The organism is Legionella maioricensis (genome assembly GCF_023618015.1).
GTDB lineage: Bacteria > Pseudomonadota > Gammaproteobacteria > Legionellales > Legionellaceae > Legionella > Legionella maioricensis.
This window is the reverse complement of sequence record NZ_JAJKBJ010000002.1, coordinates 205,822-220,293: the sequence shown is the minus strand read 5'-3', so window position 1 is coordinate 220,293 and position 14,472 is coordinate 205,822. Positions and strand designations below refer to the sequence as shown.

Below are 14,472 nucleotides of genomic sequence, written 5' to 3'. Positions count from 1 at the left end.
AACTTTCGTGGAGAGTAACCGTTCTCTGGTAGGTAAATTCCGTCGTTGCGAGCCTTGGCGAAGCAATCCAGAACAATGTTTCGTTAGAGTTACTGGATTGTTTCACTGCGTTCGCAACGACGACCTATTGGGAACGGTTACCGTGGAGAAGGGAAAATTAGATGTTCAGTATTTTATTCGCAATGAAGGGATGAGAACTGTTTCCCGTGAAACATTAATTATTTTAACCAAAGCATAGGTAAACTATTTGTGGGGTATGTAAATTCCGTCGTTGCGAGCCTTGGCGAAGCAATCCAGAACAATGTTTCGTTAGAGTTACTGGATTGTTTCACTGCGTTCGCAACGACGACCTATTGGGAACGGTTACCGTGGAGAAGGGAAAATTAGACGTTCAGCATTTTATTCGCAATGACGACTATTTGAGTATGCTATTTTAATAAAATTACATATCCGCAAATTGTTATAACTAATAATGCTGCATGGTTCATAACGATCTAACCCTCGAATTCAGGTTGAAGTAATTGCGTAATGACCTGCTTTTTATCTTCTGTGAGCGATGTTAGCTGAAGAGTAGCTAATCCTGCTGCTTTATAAAATTGTTTCATGACGGGATCTTCCATTGCCTGGAGATGCAGGGCAAGGGTCTCATGATCGCCACGCATTAATGGTCCAGTGAGTGATTCTGATACGTGCGCGGTTTGTTGTAAGTTATTTAAATTTCCCTGCATTAATTTGCAAGTAATTTGTCGGGCTTGTTCTTGAGTTAACCCTGACTGGTGAAGCAATTGTTCACTGCAAGAGGCTAGGGTGATTAAATAATTTGAGGCCAGACACGCTGCGGCATGATAGGTTGCTTTAGTTTCGGGTTTTAAAGAGATGATGTTGGCACCTAAAGCTGTGAAGACGCGATGCAACCAAGTGCAGGCCTGTTCATCTCCTTCTAAAGCACAGTCTACACGGTTAAAGGCATTTGCATCCAAATAGTCCGCTCTAAATGCTTTTAAAGGGTGAAGGCTGGCAACAAGGCAGCCCTGTGCTTTAAGTGGCGCTAATAAAGTGGAATTTAATACACCACTGCAGTGGACGACCAGACTGCCGGCTTTTAATGAAGAATGGGCCATGAGATGGCGTACTATGGATTTAATCGCGTCGTCATTACAGGTAATCCAAGTAATATCTGCAGGAGGTAAATCGTCGATTTGATTTACCGCATTGCCAGAGCCCAATTTAAGACAAGCCTCTTCCCCACTTTTAAGCGTGCGATTCAATACGGATTGTAATAAGGCAATCTGAGCAGTGGAAAGGGCCAAAGCGATATTTTTACCCAGTCTTCCTGCGCCAATGATATTAAATTTCATATGTTCCTTGAGGCAAAAAGCGATGATTTGCGGAAAATTCAATCAATAACAAGATTGCCGAGCTATGGTATCAAAAAACCAACTTTTTTAGTAATTTTTATTTAAAGTGGTTTATAAAAACTATCTATATTCTATTTTGTTGTTCATTACTCCGGTTATGGCAAGAAAAAGCAGTTATCTGGTTGTTGTCTGCAAAAAGAATCAAAATGGCATGCCAGTCAATTACTCATCTGTCGATGAAACAAATAAAACTCATCTTCAAAAAGATGCCTAACCTTAGCGATTAATAAATTGTTAATATTTAGATGATATTATTCTTCTTCTAAATTAATGGAGGAAAAAATATGACTCATGTACAACAAAGCATTGCAAACTTTAAAGAAAGAATGAAAACAACTTTTCAAGTTAGCCTTTCACCATGGTCATTGTTGTATGGGCTGTTTACCGTAGATGGTAGTGGCGATTATGGTTTCATATTTAAATTCGGTGCACTCTTTTTTGGCATAACTTCAAGCCCTGTACTCCTGGCTGCTGGAGTCATTACGGTGGGGCTCGGGATAGTGGCCGGGATAGTGCAATCTTTTATTTTCCCTTTTCAGTTGTTAGCTTCTCAAATTCAAGACACTTTCTCTCCCCTGCCTACGGTTACCCCAAGTAAAGCCTATCCTCTAACTCAGGTCCAGAATTGCGATGCGGAAAAGAGTTTGGAACAGGACCAAGTGCCAGGCCATTTCTCCTCATTATTTGAAATGAAAAATCCACATGAAGAGCTTGGCAAGAAGCATTTAATGGAACAAGATACCTCTGAAGATAGTGCTTCAGTTGCACAGAGAGTATTATAAGCGTTCTGTTGAGGGGCATAACTACTTGGTAATAGCTGGTTTATTTTTAGTGAAAAGTAACCTGCTATTACTAAGGCTTGGCGAGTATGGTGGTTAAGCGTTGATAAGTAGGATGAAAATAATACAGATTTTCGCCAAAAAATCCCTATGAAGCAGCATTCCTGGTTATAATGTCTGCAATTTTAAGGCTTGAGATAATTCATTATGGTTTATTTAGTACAAGGCAATGCGCAAGATCTATTTCGTGCTTGTGGGCAGGAGTGGATGATTGTACCAAGTTCTGATGCTCATCGAATGGAGCAAGATATGCCGCAAACCAGATTTCTTGGTACCGATGCTCAGGCCAAGTATTTTATTAGAACCTGGGAGGCCGAAGCTCAAGGCTCCTATTATTTACCGGGAAACATGTCGGCTGGTAATTTATATTGGTTTATGGGTGAGCCTCTCCCTTTAATCAATAGAAATGAAAAACCCAAAGATTATCAAGAGAATTATGTCCATCAGTATTTTGCCTACGTCAATGAGCATCAAGAGCCTTGTGGTTTCATGTTAATGTTCAGGCAAGATGACCCAAAAAGATGGGTATTGGGCTTGGTAAAAAATAATCATCTGGCCCCCGAAGCAAGAACCGTTGTTCTTTTATCCAGTTTTGATTTGACCCCCTATGTTAAAACGACAGAAGGTATTGTCGTTTCTTCAACAGATCCTTTAAAGAATCCATTAATGGAGCAAATTGACTCCCCCTTCCTCCACAGTTGGTTGCAAAAAACCATTAAAGCGGATACTGGAGAAATGGATCCCAAGGCTGTCCGGTTGGCTCATTTGGTACGTTTGATGCCCGTTTCCGACCAGGTAACTGCAATAAACTTTAATGAATTCAGACCTGATGTAGTGCTTGCAGAAAATCCTACCCTGGATTTAATAGCCGAATATCAGCTTACTTTATCTCCTGCCATGTTAAAAGATTGTTTATCAGAACATAGTGGATTGCGAAAGGAAATTGAAGGCACATCACTATGTGATAGTGAAAAAATCAATAAAAACTTGTTACAAATGGTCATTTTATTTTATGAAGAGAAGATCCTGAGCGCCAATAGAGATTTTCTTGAAAAAAATGTCCTTGCAAAAACCATGACTGGCACGGTGTGGAAGGATGCCCAAGTGCAGTTAATCCCTTTTTTGGTTAGAGAAGCTTATAGCGCTGATTTATTTCAATTAATTTTATCGGAAGAGGCCTATTATCGCTCGGTCCGCCTGCTGGTGCAGCTGGGGTACACTGAGGATATAAGAGAATTTTTTAGAAATCCGGATAAGTGTAAAGAATTAGAATACATAGATCGCTTAGAGGATGGCAATACCAAAAAATTGTGTCTTATTTTTTGGGCTAAAAGCGATTTAAAGCTCAAAGATTATAAAAAAATAGTGGAAGCAACTATAGCCTATCCGTTACTTGCCGAAACGTTAGTGGCTCTAGATCAAAGAGAAATTATTCCCATTAAAAGTTTAAAAAAGCTGGTTATGGATCCCTTTGAACACCAGCAACAATCGATTTTATATCATTTCTCTGCACAACTTGCCCAATCGGGTTCAATAAAAGCAGATTTAAAGAAATTGAATGTGGAAGAATTAGCCGAATTGAGTAAAGCTTTTTTTGTCCTCAAAAAAACAGGGATACCTGCCGGCAATTTATATACCTGGGCTTTAAAGAATAATAAACAGGGGCAATTATTACGCCTGTTTTTACCTCACTTAGATAAAGTCGATAATGTTTCTCATCGCGAGGCATTAATAAATATTCTTTATACCGGAATTCAGTATGGTCCGGTGAGACAAGGCAGAAGTATTCCCGTGATCACCGATAGCGCCCTATTGGTGTTAGCTAAGAATTTACATGAGCGTTTTATTTGCGCCAAACAAATGCAGGACTTGAATTTTGAAAAAGAAATTGTTGCTTTGACTGCTGATGATAGGGGAATACAAGGGAGTCGTTTAAGAAAAATCATTCTGCGGGTCGAGGCGCAATGCAAGGTCGTCCACGAAAGATTACGCGGCTCTTCTGCAGATCAAGACACGATTGGCCAATGGCAACGTGCAGAAAAAAACTATAGACGGTTGTTGTATTGTATTGCCTATGACGGTCTTACCCAACCCAATGTCGATATCCACGACAGGATTAAGCAGGCAGAAAGAGAAGTATTAAATATAGTCGATCCAGAGGTTCGGTCAATATTATATAAAGCCTTTATTGTTATGGCCAACATCGTAATCACTGCTTTAACTCTGGGCATAGCGAATGACATCAAGGAAAAAAGGACGGGAAATTATTGGTTTTTCAATCAAACACCTTTGGGGGAGCAGGTACGTGCTCTGGATAAAGAGGTTATGGAGCTGATCGATTTACCACGTCCTGCCTCAATTTTGACTCCTTAAGGGGCGGGGGTGCCAGACCTTGGGTTACGCGTTTCCTTATTTTGCTCATAATTTCTTATAAGGTGTCTTTTTTTATATCCTTAGTCAGGTTAAAAAAGACATGATGTTCATTATTAACCCAGAACCCCCCTTATTAATAACTATTTGTATGAAAAATACTCTTGAACTTCTTGATTATTTCTGCTTAATATGATGCATGGACGCATTGATTAGATAAAGGGATTTGGTATATGGGGATACCCAAAAAAGGACTTAGACGAAAACAATTAAAAGATTTAACGGCTGGTAAGGCTGTTGAGGGTTCTCATCCAATTATTCGTGTTGAGTTCATAGAAGATGGAATCACAAAGTTCGGCTATTTTAAAGAATTAGAGCCTAAAAATCATTACCCAGAGCTTCTGGCCAAAATAAGCGTTGGCACTTCTCTTTTACAGCGATTGTATCTCGGAAAAAATTGTGCGGAAGAACGGTTGGTCTTTAATGAGAGAGATGAGCTGGTTGGTACTTTATCAATAGCTATTGATGGTTTTAAGCCTTTTAATTACTCCAATGAAACAGTGCCCGAAGAGATTGCCGCCAAAGAACAGGTGGTGCCAAGCACAAAAACGTTACTTAAAAAAAAGCATATAGAAGCCGCCTTTGCATTTTGGTATGGTGATAATGACGATGGGCATCCTCACAATAATGGTTTTGCGGGTGAGGAGGCCGTTATTCTAGATTTCGATATGTTTTTTTATTGGCTCACTATTTTGATGAAGGAAGCCAGGGCTGTTATTGGTATTCCTAAGAAAAGTATTGCCTTAACTGTACGTGATTGGGAAAGTTTTCCCATTGTTAAAGACTCCAAACCTTATCATTGGTTTACTTATTTACATCCAGGGCAGGAAAGTTTACCGATACAATCATCCCTTTTAACTCGAATTCTTCCCAAACCGTATGCTGATCCTTCCCAATTTGAGCAATTAGCACACGAACCTGAAGCTCATGAGCAAAAATTCGCAGTGGCCCTGAAAGCGCTATTAACGTTCCAACCCGAAGTAACGCGAAAGCGTTTAACGGAACTTTTTGGCGACATGACTTTAAATTACACCTCTTTAGATGATACCGATGTCAGTCTGCGGCTAGCCTATGAAAAAGAGTATCCCAACTTATTCAATGAGACGACTAACACCAAGCCATTTGTCGACTTTATGATGGATATTTATCAAAAACATTATGATAATTTGTATCGCGTGGTTGTCTTTTACATGGGCTGTGAAAATAATGGATATGGGGTTCCTCTGCCAGCCACTTGCACGGCTCTTTATCGCAAGCCTTCTTTTTATAGAAAAATAGAGGAATGGGTAAAAACCCAAAATGAGACTATATACAGCAAGGATGAGGCGAGTACTAAGTATAATTTGCCCGAATTACAAAACCGTTATCATCAGGTTTGGCGTGATGCGCATTTTCCAACATATAAAGAATTATTACACAGCTGTTTTCAATTAAATAATAAAGTTTTGTATTTGGTATCATCACAAGTAGAGCTTCCCGAAGTAGAGGGAAAAAAAGTAACGGATGATACTTTAACCAGTGCTTGGGAAATGGTTAATACAATGCCGGAACTATCTAAATCTAAAATTGAATCTTTAATTCTTGTAGATAAAGAAAGTAAGCTGCGAAATGCATGTCTGTTGCTTGTTGATTTTACTAACACATTCCAAGCTATAGGCAAGGATTACTTTGATAAAAAACGCGAGGATTTGACTGAGGAAGATAATCTTCTTTTTGCCACCCAATTAAAACAATTATACGAAAAATTCGATTTGCCCATCCGTGAAAATTTATTGCATACCATGACTCCCGGGGGAGAGTTTAATCGTATTTCCATTCTGCTAAACCAATTTGCTGAGCGGATAAACTTCAAGCGTCATTTAACCACGACCGATGAGCAAATGAAGGATGCTATAAGCTCAATCGCCCCCAAAGAAGTATTACCTCATACTGATGAAAGCATAATAAAACAGTTTAATGACTCTTTATTCCTCTGGGCAAAGGGGTTAAAACCAGGAGAGTTGAGTCTTCACATTAATGAGATTATTGATACTTATTACGCCCCCTATGTGTCTGCCCTTTCAAAACGGCAGCGAACCCAGCCAGTTAAAGAGTATCTGCAGGCCAGCCAGGAGGAAAGTGGTGATCATCGGTTGGCCCATATTTTTAGTTCAGGTATGGTAGAAACAGGGGAGCTAAATCAATTACTCATTCAACACCTCACTCCTCTCATGCTCCAATCCTATCCTTTGCTCAGTGTGCGCAATGCGGTAAGAGACGGGGCTTTTAAAAAGGATATTTTGCTTTATACGGCAGCAACCGTATCCTTTGCCAAACATGATAAACGCTTTACCCATCTTTATAGTGATGGGGGAGTAAAGTTATTCTATAAGACAATGTATGAGTGGGTCGAATCTTTACCGCAAAAAAAATTTCAGGGAATAATCAATTCCGCTCTTTATGATTATGAGCAACAATTATGGTGGGGCACCTCAAGAAGGAAGGAGGTAGAGGGTTATTTTAAAACGGCTAGCAGCCAGACTCAAATTCTTGCTCTGATCTTTCTTAAAGGAGAAAAATCCTCCTCTTTAAATGATAAATTATTTCAGAAAATAATTGCCGGAATTAAAACGGAAATTGAGTCGAGCACGGAGATGAAAAAAGTGCCAGGTTATAAACTCATTAGTCAATTTAATCCTGCAGAAGATTTGAGCATTTACAAAGAGCTGCACACTTATGCTGAAGGCCCATCCCATAGTCAAGGATCTGTACCAAGCTCTTCTACTCTAGTTCATTAAAATAATTCTGTTAATGCTCTGATAAGCATGCTCTTCTTGTGACAATAGAGCGTGCTTTAGGTTATGATTCTATTTTTCAGGATCTGTGAGTACGTTGTATGTTTTTCGATTTATTAAAAACACTGCCGCAATATGTCATCCCGCAACATGGACTTACTACTTTTGCCGGTTGTGTGGCCAATGTCAAAAACCGAAAAGTAAAAAACTATATTATTCAACGTTTTATTAATAAGTATCAGGTTAATATGAGCGAGGCTTTAATTGAAGACCCCCGTGCCTATGCTTGTTTTAATGATTTTTTTATTCGTTATTTAAAACCTGAATCCAGACCCTTGGCCCAGGCAGACATTGTTTCTCCAGTTGATGGTTGCGTCAGTGAAATGGGCGCAATAAAAGAGGGCCAGTTAATACAGGCTAAAGGACGGTATTATTCTGTAGCAGAGCTTCTGGCTTGTGAGCAAACCATGGCCAGGCAGTTTGATGGGGGGCAATTCGCTACTTTATATCTATCTCCTAAAGACTACCATAGAGTCCATATGCCCATAGAGGCCGAGCTTAAATCCATGACCTATATTCCGGGAGCATTATTCTCAGTGCAGCCCACTACGGCTCGGGTTGTGCCTAAATTATTTGCTCGTAACGAACGGCTTGCCGTATTTTTTGAGACCAGAGTGGGCCCTATGGTAATGGTTCTCGTCGGTGCCACTATAGTCGGTGCTATAGGTACAAGTTGGCATGGTGATTTAAAACGAACCAGAAAGAAAGTCAGTTTTGATTATACCCAGAACTCTATGCACAAAATGCTGGCTAAAGGAGAAGAAATGGGCTTCTTTAAATTAGGTTCTACAGTAGTATTGTTGTTTGCCAATGGCCAACAGGTGCAATGGAGCGAAAATTTAAAAGCAGGAAGTACTATTCGTTTGGGGCAAGCATTTGGGTCTATTAACTGAAATTATAATGGTACCGAGAAGAGGACTCGAACCTCCACGGGGTTGCCCCCACTAGCACCTGAAGCTAGCGTGTCTACCAATTCCACCACCTCGGCATTGGGCGCTAAGTTACGCAAATTTTGCTCGTCTGTCAATAGACTTTGCATCGTAGCTGTGCCCGGGCATGTAAATTTCGTCGTTGCGATTGCCCGGAACAAGAAATACCTTAAAAGAGCCCTGTATTTTTAGTAATGACTTTTAACCCGAATTTTGCTACTGAGTTCAGGTTAAATAGAGAAGGGATGGCCTGCTTTTAAAATTCGTTCTCTAACCCCTTGCCACTCGCTGGTTTCAGGAGGGAGCTCTATAGCAATACAAACAGCATTGGAGGCATCTGCTTTTCTTAGTTGATAATATAAATCGAAAGCCACCACTTTAGGGTCAGCTGCCAAAAGATGGAAATGTTTGGTTTCTACGCTTTCAGGTTGTTTGCTGGCGATGACGTATACATCCCCTTCTCTTTTTTTACAAAAGCGGGTCAACATTTCATATTGCTCAAAATAGTATAACTTTTTTTGCGGTTGATAATGACTTTCTAATTTTCCCGGAACGCGAATCGCATTTTCATGAGTTGAGTATTCAGTAGAAATTACTGCGGCTATTGCTTTTTCATCAATAAGACCATGACGTAAAATTTGATAGTGGTCACGTTGCGTTGCGTTAACTATCGTTGACTCTATCCCGACCTGGCATCGGCCTCCATCCAATATGGTCAACTCATAATCATGAAACGCTTGCTTTACATGTAATGCTGTTGTCGGGCTGATTTTACCAAAAGGATTAGCTGAAGGAGCAACAACAGGAGCATCCAGCTTTTGCAATAAGCGCTGCGCTAACGGGTGGGCAGGGCACCGTATGGCTACCGTAGTTTGGCCTCCGGTAATTAAAGGATTAATTTGCTCTTTTTTAGCCTGCAATACCAAAGTTAAGGGACCTGGCCAAAATTCTTGAATTAATTGTTGTGCGTATTCAGGGATGTCTTCAACAAGTTCATTAAGATCATAATCATGTGCCACATGAACAATTAAAGGATGATTAAGCGGTCTATTTTTCATGGCAAAAACGGCTTTAATTGCTTTGGGTTTATTGATCAGCGCAGCCAATCCATAGACCGTTTCCGTAGGTATTGCTACGGGTTTACCTGCTTGTAAATCCAAAACAGCCAGTTCCAGATTGGTAGTAATTAAAGGCATATAGAGATCTCGGGAGTAAAATTAGCTAATAAGACGAGTCTACCGCTTAGCATGGATTAAAAAAACATTGAGTCTACATTATTTTTACACAGTGCGGCCTGTCAATGGAATAGGCGAGGATAAAAAATCAAAACTTAAAGTATGCATGAAGCCATTATTTATCAGAAGGCTGAAAGAAATACTTCATCCTGCCCCTGTTTTGCCTTTTAATCTTGGCCAGCATAGAATGTTTTTATTACCAAAGATTGGGATGAATTTGAGTGTTGCTTACATTAATGGAAAAGATAGTGGATGGTTATTTTGCTGCTCTTCCCAGAAGAAAACCTTACCCTGAGAATTTTAATAATGCACGGTTAATCGCCCATAGAGGGGCTCATAATAATAGGGAGGGTATTTTTGAAAATACTTGTGAAGCGTTTAGATTAGCAAAAAAGGCTGGCTGTTGGGGGATAGAGCTTGATGTACATGCGACAGCAGATAATATTTTAGTCGTTAATCATGATCCTACCTTAAATCGCTTATGGGGACAGGATATTCCCATTGCTCATTTAACTTTTAGTGCGTTACGCTCCCTCGTCCCTGCAATACCCTCCCTTGTCGATGTGGTCGCGGAGTTTGGGGGCCAAATGCATTTGTTTATTGAGCTGAAGACCCCTCTCCAGGATGAGGATGTTTTAGTACAGGCTCTGCAAAGTTTAACACCCTGCAAGGATTACCATTTATTATCCCTTGATCCAGGGATTTTTAGTTCTTTGGCGCAATTTCCCCCCAAGTCATTATTGCTTGTTGCCGTACATAACAACGTTAAAGCGTTTTGCGATTTAAGTATTAAAAATAATTACGGAGGGGTGATGGGCAATTACTTGTTACTAACCAATAAACGACTACAGCAATTAAATGCAGCACATCAGTTTTCAGGGGTCGGTTTTGTGAATTCGAAAAACAGTTTATTCAGGGAGCTAAATCGGGATGTAAAATGGCTATTTACCAATCAAGCGCTGGTTGTTGGCCATTACCTGCATCAATTGAGACTTCATTAAACGGTGCTTACTTATAATATTTTCAGATCTTTTCTAGATCTAAATGAGCCAAAAATAAAATGCAAGCGAAGGAAGAATTCAAAAACGCCATCGAGGAAGCGACTCCGACTTTAGAAAGAGATTTAGGCTGGGGAGATTATCTAAAGAATCTGTTTAAGAAATTGGCCAATATTGTTATGTCGGCGGTAAGATGCGGAGGAGAGCCTTCTACTTTCTTTGCTATTGAGCGATCTTCTTTAGCGCAAGCGGTTGACGCGGCCAAGACCCCTTTAGATAATGCGGCAGGGGAGGATTTGGATCTTGGTTCGGCACCGTAACTGTAAGTTTTAAACCATCATGCTGCTAAGGATAGCAGCGTAAGATGTCTTATAAAGCAACAAACACGTCATCTCGAGCATAGCGAGAGATCTCCCGTATATTAGGAGATCCTTCGTCGTAAGCCCCTCTGGATGACGATAGCAGTGACTTCTCACTGCCGCTCGAGGATAATGTTTATTAATTAGGCAGTAAATTGACTGATGGTTAGTGTCAAACGTTTTACCAACTCGTCTATTTCATCTTCATTAATAATCAACGGGGGTAAAAGCCTTATCACCGTTTCGGCGGTAATATTGAATATTATCCCGTTAGCCAGGCCCACAGCCCTGATATCGTTTGCTGGTCTATCTAATTCTATACCTATCATATAACCTTTGCCGCGTATGGCTTTTACGTGAGGATGTTCTCCAAGGTTACGTATTAATTTATCCATTAAAATAGCGCTATTTTTCGTTACTTTTTCACACAGTTTATCGCGCTCGATGACCTCCAAAACCGTTAAGGCTGTTGCACAGGCCAGAGGATTACCGCCGAAGGTTGAACCATGATTACCGGGTTTAAATAAATTAACCGCTCTTTTGCTCATTAAGCAGGCACCGATGGGCATGCCATTACCCAGTCCTTTAGCGGTAGTGAGAACGTCGGGCTGAATATTATAATGCATACAGGAATACAGTTTTCCTGTACGGCCATTCCCCGTTTGAATTTCATCTAAAATAAGCATCCAGTCATGCTGCCCACACAGTTGAGCCAGAGCACGCAGGTAACCTTCTTCTGCCGCGTAAATTCCTCCTTCGCCTTGAATCGGTTCAATCATGACCGCCACGACATCCTCTCTATTGGCTGCAATCTTATGAATGGCCTCGAGATCATTAAATGGAGCTCGAATAAAGCCAGGTACAAGCGGTTCAAAACCGGCCTGGACTTTGCGGCTTCCAGAGGCGGTTAAGGTGGCCATGGTTCGACCATGGAAGGCTCTTTCCATGACGATAATTGACGGTGTTTCAATTCCTTTTTTATGACCAAATAGACGAGTGAGTTTAATGGCCGCTTCATTGGCCTCTGCTCCTGAATTGGCAAAAAAAACCTGTTCCATTCCAGCCATTGCCGTGAGTTTTGCGGCAAGTAGTTCTTGTTCTTTAATGTGAAAGGCATTAGAGGTATGCAGTAATTTAGCCGCCTGTTGTTGTATGGTATGAGTTACATCGGGGTGAGCATGGCCTAATCCACAAACTGCTATTCCGCTTAAACCATCAAGATATGCTTTGCCCTGTTCATCATATAACCAAACTCCTTCACCGTGGGTGAAGGCAATTGGCATGGGGTTATAGCAAGTAATTAAAGCCATGATCTCTCCCTTTTCTCTTTTATTTCAAATTTTTGGCAACAAATTCCCAATTGACCAATGACCAAAAGCCATTGACGTAATCAGGTCGTGCATTTCGGTAATCGATATAATAAGCGTGTTCCCAGACATCACAAGTCAGCAGCGCCGTTAATCCATCAGTCATTGGCGTGCCTGCATTGCTGGTACTAATGATTTTTAAAGCCCCTGAAGCATCTTGAACTAACCATGTCCAACCTGAACCGAATGTGGCTATTGCGGTTTGAGTAAATTGTTCTTTGAATGCAGCAAAAGAACCAAAATTTTTATTAATGGCGTCAGCTACTTTACCCGTAGGTTCACCGCCACCGTTTGGGCTAAGGCTATGCCAATAGAAAGTATGATTCCAGATTTGGGCTGCGTTATTAAAGATACCGCCCTTGGCTTTCAGGATGACCTCTTCCAGTTTCATTGATTCAAATTCAGTTCCTGCTGCCAATTTATTTAAATTGTTAACATAAGCCTGATGATGCTTGCCGTAATGATATTCTAAGGTTTCTTTAGAAATATGAGGCGCCAATGCGTCCATTACGTAGGGAAGTGGCGGCAACGTAAAAGTCATAAACAATCTCCTGAAAAGTATAAGTATAATGAATAAAGGAGTTAGTGTAGCAGGATGGATATGATATTCAATGCAGCAATGTGGCAATTTGTTAAAAGGCGTCCATGAAGCGCATTGGAGCCTTGATCTAAACGGAGTGGAAAAAAGATAAAGGAGCTGTGAAAAGCACCAAAGAGGGCGTTGCGCAAAAATTGAACTCATAATATAATGCAACAACTAGAAAAATTTTTTTAGTTGGGATATGACACATCCAGGTCATTTTGGTGGTCGAACAATCTGAGTTAGCTGCATTCCTGGGCTCCTGTTCGTTACGATTAGGGTTTATAGAAATCTTAATCGCGAATCAGAATCATTTGTTGCGAGCTCACTCGGTTTTCGCCATAATTAGTTCTATGTAATTTATTAAAAGGTGCATAAGTGGATACTTTAGATAAAATTAAAAAGCAAATTGCAGAGAATGCAATCATGCTTTATATGAAAGGCACACCTAAGATGCCACAATGTGGATTTTCAGCCCGCGCGGTGCAATGTATCGAAGCATGCGGTGTGGATTTTGCCTATGTAGATATTCTTGCTAATCCTGATATTCGCCAAACGCTACCTCAAGTCTCTGATTGGCCTACCTTTCCTCAATTATACGTGAAAGGCGAATTGGTTGGCGGATCAGATATTATTGCTGAAATGTTTCAACAAGGTGAGTTAGAACCAATGTTACGTGATGCGATTGCTGCATAATTATAATAAGAAGCGCAGGACATCCTGCGTTTTGCAATGGAGATCATAGAATGAGTGTATTAGTAGGACGTAAAGCTCCTGATTTTACCGTCGCCGCAGTGATGGGAAATGGTGAAATTGTCGATAAATTTAATTTGCATGAGCATTTAAAAGGCAAGTATGGATTAGTATTTTTCTATCCTTTGGATTTTACTTTTGTATGCCCCTCTGAATTAATTGCTCTTGATCATCGCATAGACGAGTTTAAAAGTCGTAACGTCGAGGTGGTTTCTGTTTCTATTGATTCTCATTTTACTCACAATGCGTACAGAAATACTCCAGTAAAAAATGGTGGTATTGGCCCAGTTCGTTATACGATGGCTGCTGATATGAACCATAGTATTTGCCAGTCTTATGGTATCGAGCATCCAGTTGCCGGCATTGCTTTCCGAGCAGCATTTATTATTGATACCAACGGTATGGTTCGTTCTCAAATCGTTAATGATTTGCCTATAGGCCGAAATATAGACGAAATTATACGCGTTGTAGATGCGGTACAATATTTTGAAGAACATGGTGAAGTGTGTCCTGCAGGCTGGAAAAAAGGCGATGCTGGAATGAAAGCTTCTCCACAAGGTGTTGCAGCTTACCTGGCTGAACACGCAGATTCTCTCTAAGTAATTCTTCTACCCGCAACAAGCTGGACTTGCTGCGGGTTTTCCATCTCCGTCATTCTTAAGCAGTACCCCTTTTCCTTCTATGTGTAAATGTTCACTCAACTTAAGGATGTGTAGCCCTAATTAGACGA

General features: G+C 40.5%; 13 protein-coding genes and 1 tRNA gene. 9 read left to right on the top strand and 5 right to left on the bottom strand.

The annotated features are described in order from the left end of the window. Positions 1-7 precede the first annotated feature (7 nt). Positions 8-238: a hypothetical protein gene (locus LOX96_RS03225; protein ID WP_250456347.1), complete on the top strand. Its 231-nt coding sequence runs from the start codon at positions 8-10 to the stop codon at positions 236-238. A gap of 256 nt (positions 239-494) precedes the next feature. Here LOX96_RS03225 and LOX96_RS03220 read toward each other — a convergent pair whose 3' ends face one another. Next, positions 495-1,358, bottom strand: a complete 864-nt coding sequence (locus tag LOX96_RS03220) for a Rossmann-like and DUF2520 domain-containing protein (RefSeq protein ID WP_250420612.1) — start codon at positions 1,356-1,358, stop codon at positions 495-497. Positions 1,359-1,702: 344 nt separating this feature from the next. On the opposite strand from LOX96_RS03220, the gene LOX96_RS03215 reads away from it, so the two are divergent. The 4 genes from LOX96_RS03215 (at position 1,703) to asd (ending at position 8,414) form a co-directional block, all read left to right on the top strand. Then, positions 1,703-2,200, top strand: coding sequence for a hypothetical protein (locus LOX96_RS03215; RefSeq protein WP_250420609.1), 498 nt, complete (start codon positions 1,703-1,705; stop codon positions 2,198-2,200). A 204-nt stretch (positions 2,201-2,404) separates the two neighbouring features. Then, positions 2,405-4,630 carry a hypothetical protein gene (locus LOX96_RS03210; RefSeq protein WP_250420606.1) on the top strand — a complete coding sequence of 742 codons (2,226 nt, stop codon included), beginning with the start codon at positions 2,405-2,407 and terminating at the stop codon, positions 4,628-4,630. Between the two features lie 230 nt (positions 4,631-4,860). Next, positions 4,861-7,464, top strand: coding sequence for a hypothetical protein (locus LOX96_RS03205; RefSeq protein ID WP_250420604.1), 2,604 nt, complete (start codon positions 4,861-4,863; stop codon positions 7,462-7,464). A 98-nt stretch (positions 7,465-7,562) separates the two neighbouring features. Then, positions 7,563-8,414 carry an archaetidylserine decarboxylase gene (gene asd / locus LOX96_RS03200; RefSeq protein ID WP_250420602.1) on the top strand — a complete coding sequence of 284 codons (852 nt, stop codon included), beginning with the start codon at positions 7,563-7,565 and terminating at the stop codon, positions 8,412-8,414. 8 nt (positions 8,415-8,422) lie between these two features. Here asd and LOX96_RS03195 read toward each other — a convergent pair. Next, positions 8,423-8,509: transfer RNA gene (locus tag LOX96_RS03195), tRNA-Leu, on the bottom strand. A gap of 171 nt (positions 8,510-8,680) precedes the next feature. Continuing rightward, positions 8,681-9,646, bottom strand: coding sequence for an L-threonylcarbamoyladenylate synthase (locus LOX96_RS03190; RefSeq protein ID WP_250420599.1), 966 nt, complete (start codon positions 9,644-9,646; stop codon positions 8,681-8,683). Positions 9,647-9,906: 260 nt separating this feature from the next. On the opposite strand from LOX96_RS03190, the gene LOX96_RS03185 reads away from it, so the two are divergent. Both LOX96_RS03185 and LOX96_RS03180 read left to right on the top strand, forming a co-directional pair. Further along, complete coding sequence (locus tag LOX96_RS03185) at positions 9,907-10,686, top strand: glycerophosphodiester phosphodiesterase (protein WP_250420596.1); 780 nt, start codon at positions 9,907-9,909, stop codon at positions 10,684-10,686. Positions 10,687-10,745: 59 nt separating this feature from the next. Beyond that, complete coding sequence (locus LOX96_RS03180; protein WP_250420594.1) at positions 10,746-11,003, top strand: hypothetical protein; 258 nt, start codon at positions 10,746-10,748, stop codon at positions 11,001-11,003. 182 nt (positions 11,004-11,185) lie between these two features. On the opposite strand, the gene LOX96_RS03175 is transcribed toward LOX96_RS03180, so the two are convergent. Beyond that, a complete protein-coding gene (locus LOX96_RS03175; RefSeq protein ID WP_250420591.1) occupies positions 11,186-12,352 on the bottom strand; it encodes an aspartate aminotransferase family protein in 1,167 nt (388 codons plus the stop codon). A 19-nt stretch (positions 12,353-12,371) separates the two neighbouring features. Continuing rightward, on the bottom strand, positions 12,372-12,950 hold the full coding sequence (gene sodB, locus LOX96_RS03170; protein ID WP_250420589.1) for a superoxide dismutase [Fe]: 579 nt from the start codon (positions 12,948-12,950) through the stop codon (positions 12,372-12,374). Between the two features lie 465 nt (positions 12,951-13,415). Here sodB and grxD point away from each other — a divergent pair, with 465 nt between their 5' ends. Together grxD and LOX96_RS03160 are read left to right on the top strand one after the other, a co-directional pair. Next, complete coding sequence (gene grxD, locus LOX96_RS03165; protein WP_250420631.1) at positions 13,416-13,685, top strand: Grx4 family monothiol glutaredoxin; 270 nt, start codon at positions 13,416-13,418, stop codon at positions 13,683-13,685. 50 nt (positions 13,686-13,735) lie between these two features. Beyond that, complete coding sequence (locus tag LOX96_RS03160) at positions 13,736-14,341, top strand: peroxiredoxin (protein WP_250420585.1); 606 nt, start codon at positions 13,736-13,738, stop codon at positions 14,339-14,341. The last annotated feature ends 131 nt before the right edge of the window (positions 14,342-14,472 follow it).

Coding starts and splice junctions, on each gene's coding strand:
- LOX96_RS03220 (WP_250420612.1), bottom strand. CDS start 1,358: ATGAAATTTAATATCATTGGCGCAGGAAGACTGGGTAAAAATATCGCT.
- LOX96_RS03215 (WP_250420609.1), top strand. CDS start 1,703: ATGACTCATGTACAACAAAGCATTGCAAACTTTAAAGAAAGAATGAAA.
- LOX96_RS03210 (WP_250420606.1), top strand. CDS start 2,405: ATGGTTTATTTAGTACAAGGCAATGCGCAAGATCTATTTCGTGCTTGT.
- LOX96_RS03205 (WP_250420604.1), top strand. CDS start 4,861: ATGGGGATACCCAAAAAAGGACTTAGACGAAAACAATTAAAAGATTTA.
- asd (WP_250420602.1), top strand. CDS start 7,563: ATGTTTTTCGATTTATTAAAAACACTGCCGCAATATGTCATCCCGCAA.
- LOX96_RS03190 (WP_250420599.1), bottom strand. CDS start 9,646: ATGCCTTTAATTACTACCAATCTGGAACTGGCTGTTTTGGATTTACAA.
- LOX96_RS03180 (WP_250420594.1), top strand. CDS start 10,746: ATGCAAGCGAAGGAAGAATTCAAAAACGCCATCGAGGAAGCGACTCCG.
- LOX96_RS03175 (WP_250420591.1), bottom strand. CDS start 12,352: ATGGCTTTAATTACTTGCTATAACCCCATGCCAATTGCCTTCACCCAC.
- sodB (WP_250420589.1), bottom strand. CDS start 12,950: ATGACTTTTACGTTGCCGCCACTTCCCTACGTAATGGACGCATTGGCG.
- grxD (WP_250420631.1), top strand. CDS start 13,416: ATGCTTTATATGAAAGGCACACCTAAGATGCCACAATGTGGATTTTCA.
- LOX96_RS03160 (WP_250420585.1), top strand. CDS start 13,736: ATGAGTGTATTAGTAGGACGTAAAGCTCCTGATTTTACCGTCGCCGCA.